Origin of the sequence: Rubripirellula lacrimiformis, from assembly GCF_007741535.1 — a bacterium.
Lineage (GTDB): Bacteria > Planctomycetota > Planctomycetia > Pirellulales > Pirellulaceae > Rubripirellula > Rubripirellula lacrimiformis.
The window spans coordinates 3,101,781-3,120,553 of sequence record NZ_CP036525.1 but is presented as its reverse complement, the minus strand read 5'-3'; the positions used below and the strand labels follow the sequence as shown (position 1 = coordinate 3,120,553).

12 protein-coding genes are annotated in these 18,773 nt (G+C 55.9%); 6 read left to right on the top strand and 6 right to left on the bottom strand.

What is annotated here, in order from left to right; translation table 11 throughout:
- Window positions 1–261: 261 nt before the first annotated feature.
- The gene (pgm, locus tag K227x_RS11070; protein ID WP_145169549.1) at window positions 262–1,905 is read left to right on the top strand and encodes a phosphoglucomutase (alpha-D-glucose-1,6-bisphosphate-dependent); all 1,644 of its coding nucleotides are present in this window, start codon (window positions 262–264) and stop codon (window positions 1,903–1,905) included.
- Window positions 1,906–2,054: 149 nt separating this feature from the next.
- Here pgm and K227x_RS11065 read toward each other — a convergent pair whose 3' ends face one another.
- The 3 genes from K227x_RS11065 to K227x_RS11055 are packed head-to-tail and all read right to left on the bottom strand — an operon-like array spanning window position 2,055 to window position 7,967.
- Window positions 2,055–2,765: a potassium channel family protein gene (locus K227x_RS11065; protein ID WP_145169548.1), complete on the bottom strand. Its 711-nt coding sequence runs from the start codon at window positions 2,763–2,765 to the stop codon at window positions 2,055–2,057.
- Between the two features lie 19 nt (window positions 2,766–2,784).
- Window positions 2,785–6,240, bottom strand: coding sequence for an efflux RND transporter permease subunit (locus tag K227x_RS11060; RefSeq protein ID WP_145169547.1), 3,456 nt, complete (start codon window positions 6,238–6,240; stop codon window positions 2,785–2,787).
- Entirely contained in the window at window positions 6,237–7,967 is a 1,731-nt protein-coding gene (locus K227x_RS11055) for an efflux RND transporter periplasmic adaptor subunit (RefSeq protein ID WP_145169546.1), read from the bottom strand. The genes K227x_RS11060 and K227x_RS11055 overlap by 4 nt, the downstream gene beginning before the upstream one ends.
- 15 nt (window positions 7,968–7,982) lie before the next feature.
- On the opposite strand from K227x_RS11055, the gene K227x_RS11050 reads away from it, so the two are divergent.
- A complete protein-coding gene (locus K227x_RS11050) occupies window positions 7,983–8,354 on the top strand; it encodes a hypothetical protein (RefSeq protein ID WP_145169545.1) in 372 nt (123 codons plus the stop codon).
- Here K227x_RS11050 and K227x_RS11045 read toward each other — a convergent pair.
- The 3 genes from K227x_RS11045 to K227x_RS11035 all read right to left on the bottom strand — a co-directional run bounded on the left by K227x_RS11045 (window position 8,343) and on the right by K227x_RS11035 (window position 15,317).
- Window positions 8,343–10,643, bottom strand: coding sequence for a serine/threonine protein kinase (locus K227x_RS11045; RefSeq protein WP_145169544.1), 2,301 nt, complete (start codon window positions 10,641–10,643; stop codon window positions 8,343–8,345). The genes K227x_RS11050 and K227x_RS11045 overlap by 12 nt on opposite strands.
- A gap of 90 nt (window positions 10,644–10,733) precedes the next feature.
- Window positions 10,734–11,306, bottom strand: coding sequence for an ECF-type sigma factor (locus K227x_RS11040; RefSeq protein ID WP_145177699.1), 573 nt, complete (start codon window positions 11,304–11,306; stop codon window positions 10,734–10,736).
- Between the two features lie 138 nt (window positions 11,307–11,444).
- Window positions 11,445–15,317 (bottom strand): CotH kinase family protein, encoded by a 3,873-nt coding sequence (locus K227x_RS11035; RefSeq protein ID WP_218933932.1) that lies wholly within the window; start codon window positions 15,315–15,317, stop codon window positions 11,445–11,447.
- Between the two features lie 482 nt (window positions 15,318–15,799).
- Between K227x_RS11035 and K227x_RS11030 the strand changes: the two genes are divergently transcribed.
- From K227x_RS11030 to K227x_RS31390, 4 genes are all read left to right on the top strand, one after another.
- Window positions 15,800–16,063, top strand: a complete 264-nt coding sequence (locus tag K227x_RS11030; RefSeq protein WP_145169542.1) for an EF-hand domain-containing protein — start codon at window positions 15,800–15,802, stop codon at window positions 16,061–16,063.
- Window positions 16,064–16,208: 145 nt separating this feature from the next.
- Complete coding sequence (locus K227x_RS11025; protein WP_145169541.1) at window positions 16,209–17,474, top strand: outer membrane protein assembly factor BamB family protein; 1,266 nt, start codon at window positions 16,209–16,211, stop codon at window positions 17,472–17,474.
- 122 nt (window positions 17,475–17,596) lie between these two features.
- Window positions 17,597–18,064: a MauE/DoxX family redox-associated membrane protein gene (locus K227x_RS11020; protein WP_145169540.1), complete on the top strand. Its 468-nt coding sequence runs from the start codon at window positions 17,597–17,599 to the stop codon at window positions 18,062–18,064.
- Window positions 18,065–18,585: 521 nt separating this feature from the next.
- On the top strand, window positions 18,586–18,717 hold the full coding sequence (locus K227x_RS31390) for a hypothetical protein (RefSeq protein WP_261343431.1): 132 nt from the start codon (window positions 18,586–18,588) through the stop codon (window positions 18,715–18,717).
- Window positions 18,718–18,773 lie beyond the last annotated feature (56 nt).

Sequence of the window (18,773 nt, the reverse complement as noted above, 5' to 3'; positions counted from 1 at the left end):
CTAACAGCGAAACCTGCCTTGCGTATGGGTGCAGTGCGTCTGGGTGCCGCGTCCCGGCTGCCGCGTCCCTGAGTGGGGGAATCTATTGGCGGTTCTATCGGTCCAACAGCGAACGGATTGACGATACAATCCATTCCATGGCTCGCCCGTTGGACTGCGCGGCGTTTGGTTCTTGCAGGCAACGCAGGATGATTCCGCGCCGCTGACTAGCATCGGGCCAACGATAGAAACACATTTTGACCAAGAAAATAAGACAAGATCATGACGCTGAATCAATTTGCTGGACAACCGGTTCCCATTGAACTTCTGGAAAACATTCCTCGGCTAATCTCGTCTTACTACTCACTGAAGCCTGATCCGACGAATCCCGCGCAATCGGTCGAATTTGGAACTTCGGGACATCGCGGCACTTCGACGACCGGCCGATTCAACGAAGATCACATCCTGGCAATCTCCCATGCGATCTGCGAATACCGCAAGGCCCAGGGAATCACTGGACCATTGTTCCTGGGCATGGATACCCATGCGTTGTCCGAGCCAGCCTTTGTGTCCGCAATTGAGGTGTTTGCGGCCAACGGTGTCACCACGATGATCGATGCCGACCGCGGCTACACGCCGACTCCCGTCATCTCGCACGCGATTCTGGGGCACAACCGCGGTCGCAGCAGTGACCTTGCCGACGGTGTGGTCATCACGCCGTCGCACAATCCACCATCGGACGGTGGATTCAAGTACAACGCGACCAACGGTGGTCCCGCCGATTCGGAAACCACCACCGTGATCCAAGACCGCGCCAACGAGATTCTTCGCAATCAGTTGGCGGACGTCCAACGAATCGGGCTAGCGTCTGCGATGGCGTCACAGTTCGTCCAAAAACATGACTACATCACGCCGTATGTGGACGACCTGCAGAACGTCGTCGACATGGACGCGATTCGCAAAGCAGAACTAAAAATCGGAGTCGATCCGATGGGCGGTGCCGGCATCGCCTATTGGGAACCGATCGCAAAGCGATACGGACTGGACATCGAAATCGTCAACCGACGCGTCGATCCCACCTTTGCGTTCATGCGTGTAGACCGGGACGGCAAAGTTCGAATGGATTGTTCGTCACCCTACGCGATGGCTGGCTTGATCGACCTGAAGGACCGCTTTGACATCGCGTTCGGCAATGATCCGGACTACGACCGTCACGGCATCGTGACCAAGTCGGTGGGACTGATGAATCCGAATCACTACCTGGCTGTCGCCATTGATTACCTGTTCCAAAATCGATCCGGCTGGAACAAAGACGTCGCGGTTGGCAAGACATTGGTTTCCAGTTCCATGATCGACCGCGTTGCTGAAAGTCTCGGTCGCACGCTTTGCGAAGTGCCAGTTGGTTTCAAGTGGTTCGTCGACGGACTATCGGACGGATCGCTAGGATTTGGCGGCGAAGAGAGCGCGGGGGCCTCTTTCTTGCGGAAGGATGGCACCACTTGGACCACGGACAAGGACGGGATCATCTTGGACCTGTTGGCAGCTGAAATTCTGGCCAAGACGGGAATGGATCCTGGACAGCACTACCAAGCGCTCGTGGAAAAATTCGGTAACCCGGTGTATGCCCGAATTGATGCCCCGGCCACCCCCGAACAGAAAAATGCATTGAAGGCGCTGAGCCCCGAATCAGTGCGGTCGACCGAACTGGCGGGCGACCCGATCGAGTCCCGCCTCACCAACGCACCCGGAAACAACGCAGCCATTGGCGGGCTGAAAGTGGTCACCCAAAATGGCTGGTTCGCAGCAAGACCATCGGGAACCGAAGATATCTACAAAATCTATGCAGAAAGCTTCCAAGGCCCCGAACACCTTGAACGGATTCAAACCGAAGCGAAACAAATTGTTTCCGATGCGTTGACTAGTTGAGCTAGAATCGGCGCGGATCCACGATGCAGTGGACCTCTGTTTTTACTCTGCCGTCGGGCAGAGCCGAGCCTCTCGGAACCGAAGCGGGTTTTGCGTGAAAGCCTTCCCCGCTGGACGGTCAAGTCCCGCCGCCAAGGAAGCGTTCGATTTCAGTGACCTGAATTTTTGGACTGCTTGTTGGACACCAGAGTTCCAACTAACACTCCCACCACGCCAGCCAAGTACAGTTGGCCGATGATCGATTCGTAGACAGCCAGCATCTGTGCGACCTCGGATCTCGGAGTGATGTCTCCGTAGCCGACAGTCGTCAGGGTGGTGAAACTAAAGTAGATCAGCCGGTATACCGGATTGGCATCGCTTTGCTGCAGCGAGAACGCGTCGGGATCAGCAATCACAACCACCGCGAAAACGGCGGCGAAAAACAGCCCCAACAAGATGTAACTGGACGCAGCACCTAGCAGCGTATCAGCATCAACCTCTTTCTCTGTCAGCAGCCGATGGAAGTGCAGCAGCACGCTGCTTCCAAAGAACAGACTGTACAGAACGGACATCGCCAAATCGACGCTCAGCCCGGCTAGCGCCAACCAAGTCGAAACGATCGCAGCTGAACCGATGGCCAAATATGCCAATCGCACCAGACGCGACAGCGAATTTTTCATCAGCAGCGACAACAGGATCGATCCTGAAAAAAAGATGTTCAGCATGACCTGATCGATACCCGCCAACGATAGGTGGGGGTACACCAAAAAGATTCCGCTAAGACATACGAACAGCCAAACCTGTTTGACACCACCTGAATTGGCATCCGCGTCGGCTTGCGATTCGTCTGGATCTATTCGGCTTCTATTCGACTTACTCATGCCAATTCAGCTGTCCAGTTCATACCGCTGCTGCTCCGCCGTCCGCGATCACCGGGCCACTGACGTCATCACCATCCACTGCCGGCACCGGACGGATTCCGAACGTCTCGACGATGATGGCATAGAGTGCGGGAACGATGTAGAGCGTCAACAGGGTGGCCACGATCAACCCAAAGATCATCAACCACGCCATGCCAATCCACAGCGGCCCACCGGTCAAAGCCAACGGCAACAACCCGCCGATTGTCGTTGCCGTGGTCAAAAAGATCGGCAGCATTCGCTGTTTCCCTGCGGCAATCAAACACTCGCGAAATTCGACCTTCGAAAGTCCGACGATAGGCCCATCGGATTGATGGTTGCGTTGCAGTTCGTCTCGCTTCTCTGCGATCAAGATATCCGCGAACTCCATGAAAATGATTCCGGTGTTCAACACGATTCCGAACAGCGACAGCAATCCAAGTTGGGGCATAAATCCTAAGGGATTGTCCGTCAGCCAGAGCCCAAACCAGGCTCCGATCATCGCCAATGGCAGCGTCGTCAAAATCACCAATGTCTTGGACCAACCGTTGTACTGGATGACCAGGATTAGCACGATCAACAGGATCGAAATCAGGAACGACGTCATCATCTGTACCCCTGCATCCTGACTTTCTTCTAAGGCACCGCCGATTTCGACTTTGTATCCGACCGGCAGTCGCTTTCGAAGATCCTTCATCTGGTCGGAGTTAAAGATGCGTTGGACCACATCATTCCCGGACGCACCATCGCGAACTTCCGACGATACCTCGACGGTTCGATTCTGGTCACGACGCTCGATCTTGCCGGGCTGCCAAGTTTGAACCACTTTGGCGATGGACCCGAGCGGCAGCTTGCCGTTGGTCCCTTCCACAAAGGCATTATCGATCCCTGAAAGGTCTTCGCGATCTTCCGGTCGCAGACGAAAATAGACGGGCACCAAGTGGTCGCCTTCGCGGAACGTCGTCAATTGAAGACCCGTGAAATAGGCGTTCAGGGTGTCGGCAACATTGGCGCTGGTGACACCCGACAGACTGGCCTTTTCTTCGTCCACGTCGACGTTCAACTGAAACCCATCGACGCCCCATGAATCCGCCACGTCCCAAGTATCGGGATCATCCCGCAGCATCTGCTTGATCTCTTCAACGATCCGACGCAGTTCGGGGATGTCCGCAAATCCCTCACCGGAAACACGAATTTCAACGGGGTTCGCAGGCGGCCCCATCTGAATTCGCTTCGTTGTGATTCGGGCACCGGCAATCGGCTCGATCCCCAGTTCGGGGTTGCCCGCTTCCACCGCATCCCGAAAATCGGTGATCATTCCTTCGGTCAGTTCACCCGCGGTCGTCCGAATCAGAATCTCTGCCGTATTCGTTTCCGGTGCGGGTGGATTAACGCCTAGCGACCAGCGTGCACCGCCCTGGGCCGTCATGCTGCGCATCGCTCGCAACCGCTCGATGGCGTTGCCTTCGCTGTCAGTGAACGGACTCAGCTTCTTTAAGATTTGTTCGGCCTGTGCAACGACTAGATTCGTTTGCTCGACCGTAGACGTTTCGGGCAACGTCACCTGAACGTAGAACTGATCTCGTCGATCCACCGGAAAAAACTCGCTGCTAACCGGCAACTGCAACGTGGCCACTAGCATCACGACCGATGTCAGCACGGTGATCCATTTAAATTTCAGCGCGATCCGGGCCGTCAACCCATAGATAGCCAGAAACACATTGCCGCCCGTGGGCGATTCGGCAGTCGCAACCTTCAACGATTCGCCCGCCGTATCGCTGTCCTGAACGGCTTGACCTTGTTGGTTACCGTCTTTGTTTCGTCGTCGCTTTGCCATCCAGGCCGAAAAGTATCGATCGGCTTGATAGTTCAGCCACGGCAGCGGTGCATTTGGCAGCAGCGGATTCTTGGGGGCCCGGATAAAGATCGCTGATAGCAGGACACAGACGGTCATTGCATAAAACCAGCTCAACAACAACGTCGTCGACAGCGTCACAGGCAAACTGTACACATATTCCGCACCGCCACCGGTCAATGCGATCAACATCGGCAAAAACGCTGCGACGGTTGTCAGTGTCCCCACCAACATCGGCATCGCCAACGACTTTGCTCCCTGAACGGCCGCGTCCCGAGGTGTCATCCCGCTAAGGATGTTGACACGGGTCTGATCGCAAACCTGGACTGCGTTATCGACCAGCAGTCCCAATGCAATGATGATTGACGCCAACGAAATCTGTTCCAGTTCGACTCCGAACAAACGGATCAGGGCGATCGACCCGAGCACAACAAAGGGAATGTTTGCAGCCATCACCATCGATGTTCGCAGGCCCACAAACAGAAACACCACAATCACCACGATGATGATCGCTTCGACGACGTTGACGATCACCTCGTTGATCTTCTTGGTCACGTTGTCGGACAACTTCGAAATCGGACGAACCGTGATGTCGCGTGGAAGCGCCTGATCGACGTTGATCAGACGGTTGATACGTTCCGTGGCAGCGTCGCAAATCTGAACGATATTTTCGCCCGACTTCATCGTCATGCCCACCATCACAGCGGGGAACGTGCCGCGTGGTTCAGTGAAACGGCAAATCACTTGCGGCGGGTCGACTGCATCGCGCCGGACGGTCAATCCAATATCAGTAATGCTGACCCGGTTGTAGGAGTCCCCACTTTTGACTCCCGCGACGCTGACCGATTCGATTTCGCTCATCGCATCGAATTCGCCACTGGGTTTGACGTTGAATTTCCCGTCGGGTGTGCTGAAGTCGCCGCCTGGCAGGACGATGTTTCGGTCGGCGACCAAACGTTTCAGTTGGCTGCTGGTCAGTTCCAATTGCGACCATGTGCCAAGATCGGTTTCGATGTAGATCGCTTCGTTTTGGACACCGTACTTTTCAACCTTGGCGACACCGGGCAACACCCGCAGGGCGTCGCGAACCCTGTCGGCATAAACTTCCAATTCTCGACTGCTGTATCGGTTCTGTTCATCGACCGAATCTTCGCCTTCTAATGGTGTTTGGTAGACGCCCAACACCATGATCGACGTATCACCAAATTCGTCGTTAACGATCGGCCGCACATTTTCGTCCGGCATGGGCGTTTTGTCGATTCGCGCGCGAACCTTGTCCCACACCTGTTGGACCTGGCTGGGCGGAACATTGTCCTCCAAGTTCACATAGATGACCGACTGGCCCGTGGTGGTCTCGGATTTCAGATAGTCGACTTCTTCGATCGAATCGAGTTCGTCTTCGATCTTGTCCGTCACCAGTTCTTCGACCTTGATTGCCGGGGTTCCCGGCCAACTGGTCGATACGACACAGGTTCGGATCGTAAAAGCCGGATCTTCGCGACGCGGCATCGTGGTGAAGGTGTAGGTTCCCCAAGCCGTCAACATGGCGACGAACGTGAAAACCACGGTGCGATATTTCATCGCGATTTCGGCAAGATTCATTCGCTAAGTTCTCCCGCCGAGGCTGCGTCGTCAGACACGCCCTGATCATCGGAGGCCGACGCGACGGCGTTGACCGGTTCGCCATCGACCAGATAGTGCGTGCCTTTGGTGATGCACAGCATGCCTTCCAGCGATTCATTTCCCATCGCTTCGATTCGGCAAAGACTGGACGTCACTTCGCCCAGATCGCTGGAAACCAAACGAACCGGAATGCGGACAGCCTTTGAATTGTTTCCCGAACCTTGCAACACAAAGATGGCCGCCTCGTCGTTTCGGCGCGCGATGGCGTCCAGGGGAACATAGTAGCCTTCGGTTTTGTCTGTGTTGGACAAGTCAACTTTGACCAAATCGCCTGGCCGAAGCATCCAACGGTTCCCCGAATCCACCAGCACCCGGGTGCCGTTCCATTCCTCGGGGGTTCCCTCGGTAACCGTCAATTCACCGATGACTAGATTCATGTGGGGATCGAATGCTTCATCGTTGACAATCACTTCCTGGAAAACCAAACCCGCAAAGTAGGGCGATTTGAAATCCAGCGGCGTGATACGAATTTTGCGAACCTCGTAAACATGATCGCGTGGCGACCGACCTTGGCTGGTGGAGTTGGTAATCTGCCATAGGTACGCGCCTTGATCGTCCCGCAAGATCGCCTTCTCGTCGACAAACAATCTTCCCTCACCAGCCCCCGGCAGGAATGGCAAATCCAGACGCCAAATGTTTGGAGTCGTCGCGATCCCGGTCTGCTCGTTTGACGACAATTGCTTGTTGATGACCAGCAAGATCACCGTGTAAGTTCGGGTCAGCGGATCGCCGACGGGATCGACTTGGTACAGATATCCCTGGTGCACGTCGATCTGGCCATCCGGCATGGTGACATAGACCGGGTAAACGTCTGTGCGATTCAAACGGCGTGATACGTCAGCCGATACCTCTAATTCCACCTTGATCGGGTCCATTGTCTGCAGCGACACGACGGGGGCTCCCGCTTGCACAATGCTGCCCGGAACAACCGATACGTCGGCGATTTGACCGGTGAAGGACGAGTACAGCGTACAGTCCTCTAGATTTCGCTCGGCGTCCCGCTGACCCTGCTTTGCCTGTTCCAACACGCTTTCTAGCGAACCAATTTGTGCCTTCTGAGCCTCCAAGGTCGCCTCCAACCGCTGGACCTCCGCAAACGCACTGTCGAAATTAGCTTTGCTTTGATCCAAATCGCTTTGGGACCCAGCGTTTCGGGCGACCAGTTGCTTGCTGCGCGAATACTCGGATTCCGCGGCCGTTCGCTTCGCCACTGCCGACGCGATCTGAGCGGGTATGGTCTGTTCCAGATCCGTTCTGGCCGCCAGCACGTTCTGCTCGGCCGTCTCGACGTCGGCCTTGGCTCTAGCGACCGCCAATCGAAACCGTTCACTTTCCAGACGGGCGATCGGATCCCCCGCGAAAATCAACTGGTCGTCAGCGTCGTAAATTCGGCCCTGGATCGAGGCGTTCTGTTCCACCACGAACTCGACTCGGCCACCGACCTCGAATCCGATCTGCTCTGTCTTCCAGGCGCCAGCCGAAGCGGTGATCAACGCCGCATTCGGCGGAGGCTGTTTGCGAAGCAATTCGGCGACAACGGGTCGCGGCCGTTTCTCCACGACCACTTCTGTCTTGGGGCCACAACCGGCGATTCCGATCAGAATCAAACTGATACCGGAAATCTGGATTCGTTGAAAAGTGCTCATGCAGGCTCGCTCATAATGTTCAGTCCAACACTTTGGCGTTGTCGCGACTTTGGCGTTGTCGTGGAATTCGACGGAGAAAAGTGGGAATTCATCGATTCGTTGGGGGATCAAACGACGAATTTGTCGCCAGCGGGCACCAGCCCGGCAGTGCCAGATTTATACCAGCTTGGGGCTGACTTACCGGCGACCAGTAAATTTGATCCACCATCCGGCCCCGCCAACGCGGTCATCATGCCAGTGTTGGGAATCTTTGTCATCACCCACCCACGGTCGGTTCGTCGGACCATCTCCCATCCGACAACGGACATCAACGCGGCTGCGTCGGCTGAATTCCCCAATCCGAACGATTCATGGCGTCCTGAAACAACGGCGAACTCACTGCTCTAGCTGATCAATCGCTTGGCGTCGGATTTGTGCCAACTGTTCCGGATCGGCTGGCGTCTGTCCGGTCAATGCTTCCGCCACACTACGGTGGATCTGCAACAGTTCGATGAAGTCAAACCACGGCGTCGGCCGCATCGGACCATCGACTAGAAGCAACTCATCCGCCATTTGGTCAACCGCCACCTTGGAACGTTCTAGCGACGCCAGTGCTTTCTCCTTTTGCCCCATCGCGTTGTAGGCTAGCGCAAGGGGTGCGTGCACCAAGCCAACCGCAGGCCACTGATCATCCTGTGCACATTCCTGCAGCCGATCGATCGCAAGGTCGAACTGCTGGGCTCGCAGGTGAGCCATCCCCGTGACGTATTCGCATACAGCCCTCGGCGGGATTTCCACCATCAATTGTTGACCCTGCCGACGGTGCATCGGTGGTCCATCCCCCGATTCGTGCCTCCTATCCGGACGCCGTGGTGGCGGTGGGAACCGATGCGGAGATGTCCGCGATCCAGAGTCTTCCATCTCAGCTAGTTGTGATTCGGCGAACTCTGCAATCGCGCGGTACGAATCGAGACTCAGTTGATGGTCGACCGCCAAACCGGTTCGCAAGTGAGTCCAGCCTTGAATGGTTTGGTTTGATTCTAACTGACGTTCAAACTGTTGGGTCAATTCATGCAGTGCGTCATCGTGACCAGTCCAAGCCAGCAGAGCGCCCGTTCCCCACCACTGCGGTGTATTGGTTGGCGCGCCCAAATTGATGGCTTTCGCGTAGTCATCACTCGCCTCGTTCCACAACCGCACCCGAGTGAAGAACTGAGCCCGACTGATCCACGGAAGGTAGTAACTGGGTTGCTGTTGTACGGCAGCGTCAAAATCGGCCCTGGCCAAGCGCCACTGGGCTGAATCGGCATGTGTTTCCGCAGCCGCGATCAACGAATGCGCCTGCGTGACGTTGCTGGAAAACGCTTCGATTTCACGCAGCGCCTGCTCCTTCTGATCCCTTTCGCTAATCGCACGATCCATCTGCCAGAGGCTTGCCGCGGTGCCCAGAATCATCGACATCAGCACCACCGTTCCGGTCACCAGCACCACGCGGTGACGGCGGGCAAACTTCCATAGTTGATAGGGCAGGCTGGGTGGACGCGCCTGGATCGGTTGTTGTTCCAAGTACCGAGTCACGTCCGCCGCCATCGATGCAGCCGAATCGTAGCGTCGGTTACGATTTTTCTCCAACGCCTTCATCGCAATCCAATCCAGGTCGCCGCGTAGTGACGACGAAAGCCGACGTGGTTCGATCCGCCGCGATGTCGATACGGTCGAAACTTTTGCGCCCAGCGTCGATAGCCGCTTGCTAGGCCGTGGCGGTTCCTCCTCGCGGATAATTCGCCGCATTTCATCCAGACCAGCCGAATCAAACCGATCGCGATCAAACGGTGTCGCACCCGCAAGCAATTCGTAAAGCATCACGCCGAGCGAATAGATATCACTGCGTGTGTCCACGTCTAAACCGCTCATCTCTGCCTGCTCGGGACTCATGTAAAGCGGAGTGCCGATCATCGAAAAGAATCGTGTGTAGATCGTTTTGTCAGTCAGAGTTTGCCCGATCGCCTTAGCCACACCGAAATCGATCACCTTCACGACAGGCTTGTCGTCGTGCAACGTCACCATCACATTGGACGGCTTGATGTCACGGTGGATGACACCTTTTTGATGTGCGTGATGGACCGCCGAGCAAACATCGACGAACAATTCCAAACGATCGCGAATCGTCATTCGATGGGCATCGGCGAATTGCGTGATCGAGACTCCGCGGACCAATTCCATGACAAAGTACGGTCGCCCATCGGTGGTGACGCCAACGTCGAAGACACGTGCAATGTTGGGGTGATCCATCATCGCGACGGCTTGCCGCTCGGCCTCGAACCTCGCAATCACTTCCTTGGATCCGGTCCCCGGCTTCACGATTTTCAGCGCGACGCTACGACGGACAGGATGTTCTTGTTGAGCCACAAAGACGAGACCGAAACCACCCTCGCCAATCTGTTCCATCAACCGATACGAACCAACCATCTGGCCAATCAATTCACCATTGGCCTCCACTTGCGATGTCGGGGGAACCGAAACCGGAGGCCGATCCAGCGGGTGATCCGGTTGCAGGCTGGCTGCCAACAAAGCATCGACACTGTCACGAAGGTCTTGGTTGTCGCCGCAAACTTTGTCGAGGTAACGATCCCGCTGATTAAGATCGTCCATTTCTAACGCGTCAAAGAAGATGGTCCGTTCGGAAGATGAGTTCATAGGGCTATCACGACGGTGTCGAATGCAAAGCGGCTTGTCACTGACATCAGGCAAGCGATCTGCGGGTTCCTTCGGTGCGCGGTGGACGGGCTACTGGAGATCGCCAGCGTCCATTTCTCGTCTTAGCCATGCGCGTGCGTAGGCCCAATTGCGTTTGACGGTGCGGGGAGACACATCCAACATTTCAGCGGTTTGATCAATCGTTAGCCCTGTAAAATATCGCATTTCGACCAAACGTGCCAAATCCGCGTCTTCTTTTTCAAGCTTGGTCAGTGCCTCGTCCAGCGCAAGCAGAGTTTCCGAGTCCTCTGGATCCAAAATCACGTCATCCGCACACAGCTCGGTTCGCCGTCGATCTCCCCCTCGTTTTTCCGTGCTACGTCGTCTGGCTGACTCGATCAGAATCCGCCGCATGGACTCCGCAGCCGCAGCAAAGAAGTGCCCTCGTCCATCCCACGATTGCGAACGCGGGCCGCCCACCAGACGCAGGAAAGCCTCGTGCACCAACGCCGTTGGCTGCAGCGTATGGCCCGACTTTTCGTGGAGCATTTTCTGGGCAGCCAGTCGACGCAGTTCCGCATAGACAAGCGGCAACAACTGGCTAGCCGCCTGTTGGTCTCCGCTTTCAATCTGATGCAAAATCTGAGTGACTTCACTATCCACAGCTAAAACATCCCAACCGGTGATGAACACGCCGATAAATTGACACACGCACACGCGGTGTCTTGATCGATGATTCTATCACGAGTCTCGATATTCCGGACACGCCCAAAGGATTCAAAAACGGCCCAGGTCGCTCCGCTAGATCCAATCCAAATCGAGGCCGTCGTCAGCCAATTGGTAAGTGAGATCCTGCCAATCATCCGCGTTCGGATCGGTACCGTCATCCAAAATTTCCAGCATGGCCTCGTCCACCAATCGAAAGGATGAATCGGAATCGCTTGCCGACGTTACGACGCCAAGCTTTTCGATCGTTGCGTCGTCAGGAACGACCGTTTCGATCGAGCCAGAATTCGGCCCCGGATCGGTGCTCAGCCACTGGGCGAACGGGATCACGGATTCGGGTTCAAAATCACCCTCGGACTCGACGATCAGACGACGGCTCAGCTCGTTGATGATGACCAACGCATCCAGGGCAGAAACCCTGGCGTCGCCATTGACATCCATCAACGACGGACCTGCCGCCAACTCGCCTTCCGCTACCGGCTGATTGCCAAGCTGGTTGATGACCAGCAAGATATCCAGCGCACTGGTTTCGCTATCGCCGTTGGTATCGGTCGGCTGCAAAAAGTTTGTCGGGGCTGTGGGGGTGAACCCATCACTGCCGGCCGTGGAACTAACGGAATACAATCGGTCACTGGTTTGTGCCTCAAAAATAATGGCGTAGGATCCGCCGGCGGTAACCGTCGCTTCAAAGGAACCGTCCACAAACTGACCAATCTGCGTCAAGCTACCATCCAAAATCAGGATGGTTTCACCGACGGATGCAGAACCGATCGGCGTAACGGTGATCGTACCGCTGGCGTGTGCCACCGCCAGAATCGCTGTCTGGACATCACTTGCATTGACCACGTGAGTTCGGATCAGAAAGTCCGGCGAAATGATTCGAGCATGAATCTGCGGCGTGCTATCCGTATCCTGATTGGTAACCGCAACCTCTACCGCGGCAAGCGAGTCATAGGCGCTGTCCGCGCTGGAGACTGCCAAAGTCAAGTTGGCCAGCTGGTCGCCGTCAACCGTCCCATCGGCAACCCCTGTCACCGTGAACTCCTGCGTGACATCCCAGTTATCAGGCGTGAAGGTCAGCGAATGGGTGCTAACCGAAATTTCACCCGAGTCACCGTTTGCGATTGCGATCGTGACATTGGATGTCGGTTGGCGCGACAGCGACACACCAACCACATCACTGGTCCCCGCTTCGGTTACCACCGTCGTCCCACCCGATTCGAGGACAACGATCCCGGCTGCAACCGGTACCGCAGAAACCGTCACCGTCGCTGTATCAACGCTAACGGCATCGCGATCGTCGGTGACTTGCACGCCAACAGTAAAGGATCCGACTGAGGCGGCTAAAAACGTTGCGGTGACACCGGTCGCGTCATCGTACTGGCCATCATTGTCCAAGTCCCATGCGTAGCTGGTAATGAATCCATCCGAATCGCTCGATCCGGCTGCTGTCAGCGTAATCGTGTCATCAACCAGTCCGCTGTAGGGACCCGCAGCATCCGCGACCGGGCCGACGTTGGAGTTGGCGTTGACGTTGGTTGCAATTGGCGTAGGTGTTGTCATGGCAACGAACGTTTCGCTGCCATCGGGGAATCGCCCGTAGGAAACATCCGTCACTTGTTCGCCGAATACGACCGAGTCGATCAGCGTGGTGCCGTCGATATGGAACAGCCCGATTTCTTCCCCACCGGAGGATAGTTTAAAGGTCGCGTGGTTGTCACCTTGATCGGTGTCCCCATCGGCCCACACGATCAAGTAGCCGCCTGCCGCGATCGTGCTTCCGTCAGCGAATTGCCACTGAGTGGGATCCGTCAAATCGTCCGTCATCGACATGCCGCTCAAGTCGATTGCTTGGGTGCCCGGATTGAAGATTTCGACCCAATCCTCGAACGCCCCTGCTTCGTCAGGATCTTCGATCACAGAGTCGTTGTCCGCCATGAACTCGTTGATGTACAGCACCACCGGTTCGACGGGAACAACAACGACAACGCTGGCAAGATTCTCGATGCCAAACGTGGGTTGGTCGGTCGTTTCAAAATCTCCCTCGCCATCGGGCACCCGAGCCAACGATGTATCGTCGGACATCGCGGCGTAAGAAACCGTATCAATCACAGTCACACCGTCGGTCAATTGCAGAATTCCGCCTGACGCATCGAGCGCGAAATTGGCGTGGTTGGTTCCTTCGCTGGTTTCGCCGTCAATCCAAAGCGTCAGAAACTGGCCATCGTCCACGCTTCCCGAGGGGATCGACCACTTCGTCAGATCACCCGCGTCGTCAGTGAGGTACAGCCCCGACACATCCACCAAACCTGGACCAAAATTATAGATCTCGACCCAGGGATCAAAATCACCCGATTCGTCCTGAACCGTCGCCACGTTGACGGTCATCAATTCGTTGAGTCGCAGATCGGACGTCGAAGCATACGAGTCTAACTCGGCATCGAGGTATAGCGCACGCGTTTCGATGAACGAAGTTAAACCGTAGATCGTCCCCATTCCCGAAACGATGTCACCGGTCAGGTTTTGTTCAAACTGTGCCGTCGTGTACTGCTTGTTCGGATCCGCCGTCACGTCGTCGCGAATCACATTTGCCAATTCGTTGATGCGAGCGGTCGCGGTCGTGACATCAAATCCTTCACGAAGCATCTCGGCCAAATCACGCAGGTAGTCGTCACTGTATTCAGCGACGGCCCACAGGTTTTCCATCAATGGGCGTGACTCCTCTGCGTCTGCTGCAACATCGCCAGGCCCACCGACGCCAGGCCCATCGACGGGAGGCCCACCAACGGGAGGCCCACCAACGGGAGGCCCACCACCGCCCGGTCCACCCATCGTCGTGGCGACCGGTAGCCAGAACGGATCGAGCTCCTGCAAGTCTTCGCCCGGCGTGACGAATAGACTGAACCGCCCAAAGGATTCATTCGCGTCCCACAGGATGTGCGTGAATTGCCCGGTGTCATCACGATCGTACAAATAGTAATTGTGCGCCGAACCGTTGTACGAGTCGATGTTCGCAAACAGATTGTTGATCGCAATCGATGCTAACGCGTCATCGACATCCAACAGCGGTTCGATGGCGTCCGCCAACTCTTCGGCGGACGTGTTGTTCAGGACGTCAATGAGTTCAACTAAGTCAGAATAGTCGTTCGCCGTCTCGTTCGTCTTCAGTTGATAGTTGGCTTCGTAGGCGAGTGGATCATCGCCCAAATACGTCAAGTCAGATCCGAAATCGGCATTTGGATCATCGCCGGCATCATCGGATGCGGCACCTTTGAACAGGTTGCCGTCTTCGTCGCTGCCGAACCGGGTTTGCACGTACGTTTTGTCGACTTGTTCGACGGCGGTATAGATACCATACAATTCGCCATTGATCGTGACGTTGGTATGGACCGCTCGACTGGCACCTTCCACGAAGTTGGATGCGAAGTCATACAGCAACTTTTCCCGCAGCATGGTCGGGTCGTTGTAGTTGTTGTTCAGGTTTAGCTTTTTCAAGCCGAGGTAGGTCAGGCTATCGTTGGTTTCATCGAATTCGTCGAAGTCAATTTTCAGCGACTTCTTGATGCCGGTACCGGTGAACGATGAATTGCCTTTGAAACGCACGCCTACGTTTTCCATCGTGATGCCGTCGATGGTCACGTCGGCGGCGAAGTAGGGATCGGCAGAGTCGTTGGTGTGCGAATCCACCAGCACATCGTACCAATCGATGTTATCGAAGGTGATCGAAACTTCATGGACGAAGCTGTCGTCGAAGAACGCCGCTGCGTCATCGGCGACCACCGCGTGAGTCCAAGGGGACTGCTCGACGGCAATTTCTTCTCCTTCGGCCCCCAGTGTGATTGCGGACAACGAGTTCATCGAACCAACGGCCATGTCCGCGGCCATCAACATCTGATCCGTGTCGGTCGTCGTGTCGAGACCATCCACCGCACCACCGTGCAACATCATCCGTTGCTCGAACAACTCCACACGCAGACGACGGCGAGACTGACTTGCACGGCTGTTTTTTCGTCGTTGTTCTGCGGAGAACCAGCTATTTATCACGATGACCTCGGTTTTTGATTTGCGAAAGCAACGGTTGTGGTAATCCATGCGTCACCACCACTCGAAAAGGGCCAAAAAGGTTCGAAAATGTCACGCAGAATCTTTGGGGCGATCTTGAGGCCCCGTGAAGCCGGTCCATTGAAGCCGGTCCATTGAAACCGGCCCCGTGGAGCCCGCCCCGTGAAGCAGGCCCCGTGGAGCCCGCCCGTCGCCGGCCCGCTGAGGTGTGCAAGGCCGGGGCACCGAATACCTGGCAACTAAGAATTGCGCAAAAATGTTTGGCCCACTTTGGGTGGTGAAGACGCATTCAATCCCGTCAGGCAAAATCCTTGCGGAAGGCAGCATTTGAAACGCCCCGCAAAACACAAAATCCGAGGCAAAGCAGAATGATTCGCCCTACGGTTCAGTGCGTCATCTTTTCCGGAATCATCATGGTTCCCGGTTTCCTGTTTGCTCAGCCACCCGGTCGCGGTGGCCCACCCGCAGGCATGCGGGGAGGCCCGCCGCCCGAAATGATTCTCCAGCTGTTTCAGCAAGCGGACGCGAACAACGATGGTAGCGTTACCCGTGCAGAGCTAACCGCCGCGATGCAGAATCCGCCTCGCGGAGGTCGACCGGATCGCGGAGGTCCTCCCCAGCGCCCGCAGTGACGCATGCGCCTGCTAGAAACCTTGTTCGTGCGGAACTCGTCATGAGTTTCGTTTTGGTTGCCGGGGGCCTCGAAAGTCTTGACGACTTCCGCTACCGGTGGGATGAAATGATCTGTCACTCGCCTTCCAAGGAAACGGGAATCCCATGCTCCGCTGTCTGATCGCTGCCACTTGCTTTTTCATCGCGACCGTTGAACTATTCGCCGACGATTGGCCCGAGTTTCTAGGGCCGGGCGGCACGGCGAAGTCTGCGGACGTGGTTCCCATCACCTGGAGCGACTCGGAGAATCTCGCTTGGAAGCAGGACTTGCCTGGCAGCGGATCGTCCAGTCCGATCGTCGTGGGCGATCAAGTCATCGTGACCTGCTACGTCTCCGGCGATGAAGCCAAACGCCAAGTCATCAGCTTCGACAAAAGCACCGGCAACCAGCAATGGTCGGTCGATTTCCCGATCAACTATCGCGAAGACGGATACCAGGGCTACATCACGGAACATGGCTACGCCAGCAACACGCCCGTCAGCGACGGCCAGAACGTGTACGTCTTCCTCGGCAAAGGCGGCGTCCACTGCATTTCACTCGCAGGCACCAAGATGTGGAGCTTCGATGTTGGCAAAGGCAGCAGCAACCGCCAGTGGGGATCGGCATCCAGTCCCGTGCTCTACCAAGACAAGCTATTCGTCAACGCAGCCGAAGAAGCCAAAGCGATCCTTTGTCTGGAAAAGACAACCGGCAAAGAACTGTGGCGCACCGATGCTGACATGCTTGAATTGACCTACGGAACCCCGCGTATCGTCAGACTAGACAATGCGAAAGTAGAGTTGGTCATCAGCGTGCCCGAAGAAATCTGGGCACTGAATCCGGATACTGGAAAACTGAACTGGTACGCCAGTTCGCCCATGACAGGCAACGTATCGCCGTCAGTGATTGTCGACGGCAACACGATCTACAGCTTTGGCGGCTACCGGGCGTCGGGAAGCATCGCGGTCAACGCGGGCGGTGGAACCGGGCAAGAAAAAGATGTTACCGACACCCATGTTCGATGGACCAACCCATCCAGTTCTTATGTCGCAACACCGCTGCTGCATGACGGGCGTCTTTACTGGATTGACGACCGCGGCATCGCCTATTGCACGTCGGCGAAGGACGGCGAGGTGATTTACCGTGCGCGAGTCAGCAATCTAGAGAATGGCCGGCCTGTGTACGCATCGCCGATCTTGATTGGCAAACATATCTATGTCGTGACTCGGCGAAGTGGCACGATCGTGTTTTCGCCCGGTGAATCGTTCTCGCCGGAAACGCAAAACAAGTTCGCCAGCGATGAAACCGACTTCAACGCATCACCAGCGGTCAGCGATGGCAAGCTGTATCTGCGGAGCAATCAATCGCTCTACTGCATCGAACGAAAATGACTCTGCACCATCTGGACTGCCATTCCGCGTCGGCGGGACCAAGCGTCGTAACGACATCGCAATGAGGAATAGTGATTGCAAGTCTTCCGCTTCCGCCCAAACGACCAAACCCCCCAAAAAAAATGTCTGACCTTCAACCGCAACCGTTAGATGATCGCCTTCGAACTCGGCTAGCGTGCAGCCTGCTACTGATTCGAGTTGGGATTTTCAGCGTTTTTGCGATGTGGACCATCGATAAATTCATCAACCCAGAACACGCGGCGGCGGTTTTTAAAAAGTTCTACGGAATTTCCGAACTCAGTGAGATGCTCGCTTATGGCGTGGGCGGTGTGCAATCGGTCATTCTAATCGCGTTTTTAGTGGGAGCATTTCGGACATGGACCTACGGAATCATCCTCGTTCTGCATGCAATTTCAACGTTCAGTTCGTGGAGTGCTTACATCGATCCGTGGACTTACCCGCACTTGCTGTTCTTCGCCGCCATTCCGATGTTGTCCGCATGTGTTGCATTGTGGCTGCTACGAGAATTCGACACCTACACCGTCGATGGGTGCCGGAAACCAACCGTTCAACCCACGACAGCGCAGTGACGGAGCAACGCACGGGAAATGTCGGTCGTGGTGGACGAGGTGACGATTCCGTCACGACAACCCGACGGTTAGGGATCTTGGCGAATCCCACGACTGCAGTGCCAACAAGGATGGATCGTGCGCTGTGAAGCAACGAGCGATCAATCAGTGTCGCGATTCAAGTCATCTCGCCCCCGCCGCGCAGCAGTTTGCGGGGGAGAGAGTGAGAGAGAGGGGGGAAGAAAGAAACGACACTGATGGATCGTGCGTTGCTAACGCGGAAGAAAAGTGTCCGCCCCCTACTGTGCGAAGCACCCGAGGGGAGGCTGGCCGGCAAAATGGTCGGACACTTTTTCATCGCTCGATGCGAACGACTCGGCATCAGAGAGACCTGTTTGCAGAGCACACGGAACAGGGGGAATGCAAAACTTCAATCATCGACAGCTTCCGGAGTAGAAAAGATGGCATTCAATTGCTTACGGAGCCTTCCGGCTTGGCTCGGGCTACCCGGCATTGTTTCCCTCTGCCTTGGCTGCGGCCCAATGGCGGAAACGATCCCTCAGAAAGTGATTCAACCGGTGAACCCCGACCACTTCATCGCCGACAGTTTTGTAGAACCGATCAAGAAAGAGATGCGAACACTCAGCGACGCCAGCGTCGTCAACCCGCAGTAGACTCGCAACATCGGCAAACCAGCGGACGAGCTTGCGATTCAGCGTTCCAACGCCGA

Bases quoted from the DNA above. Each gene is read 5' to 3' on its own strand.
- pgm (WP_145169549.1), top strand. From the start codon at position 262: ATGACGCTGAATCAATTTGCTGGACAACCGGTTCCCATTGAACTTCTG.
- K227x_RS11065 (WP_145169548.1), bottom strand. From the start codon at position 2,765: ATGAGTAAGTCGAATAGAAGCCGAATAGATCCAGACGAATCGCAAGCC.
- K227x_RS11060 (WP_145169547.1), bottom strand. From the start codon at position 6,240: ATGAATCTTGCCGAAATCGCGATGAAATATCGCACCGTGGTTTTCACG.
- K227x_RS11055 (WP_145169546.1), bottom strand. From the start codon at position 7,967: ATGAGCACTTTTCAACGAATCCAGATTTCCGGTATCAGTTTGATTCTG.
- K227x_RS11050 (WP_145169545.1), top strand. From the start codon at position 7,983: ATGTTCAGTCCAACACTTTGGCGTTGTCGCGACTTTGGCGTTGTCGTG.
- K227x_RS11045 (WP_145169544.1), bottom strand. From the start codon at position 10,643: ATGAACTCATCTTCCGAACGGACCATCTTCTTTGACGCGTTAGAAATG.
- K227x_RS11035 (WP_218933932.1), bottom strand. From the start codon at position 15,317: ATGATGTTGCACGGTGGTGCGGTGGATGGTCTCGACACGACGACCGAC.
- K227x_RS11030 (WP_145169542.1), top strand. From the start codon at position 15,800: ATGATTCGCCCTACGGTTCAGTGCGTCATCTTTTCCGGAATCATCATG.
- K227x_RS11025 (WP_145169541.1), top strand. From the start codon at position 16,209: ATGCTCCGCTGTCTGATCGCTGCCACTTGCTTTTTCATCGCGACCGTT.
- K227x_RS11020 (WP_145169540.1), top strand. From the start codon at position 17,597: ATGTCTGACCTTCAACCGCAACCGTTAGATGATCGCCTTCGAACTCGG.
- K227x_RS31390 (WP_261343431.1), top strand. From the start codon at position 18,586: ATGGCGGAAACGATCCCTCAGAAAGTGATTCAACCGGTGAACCCCGAC.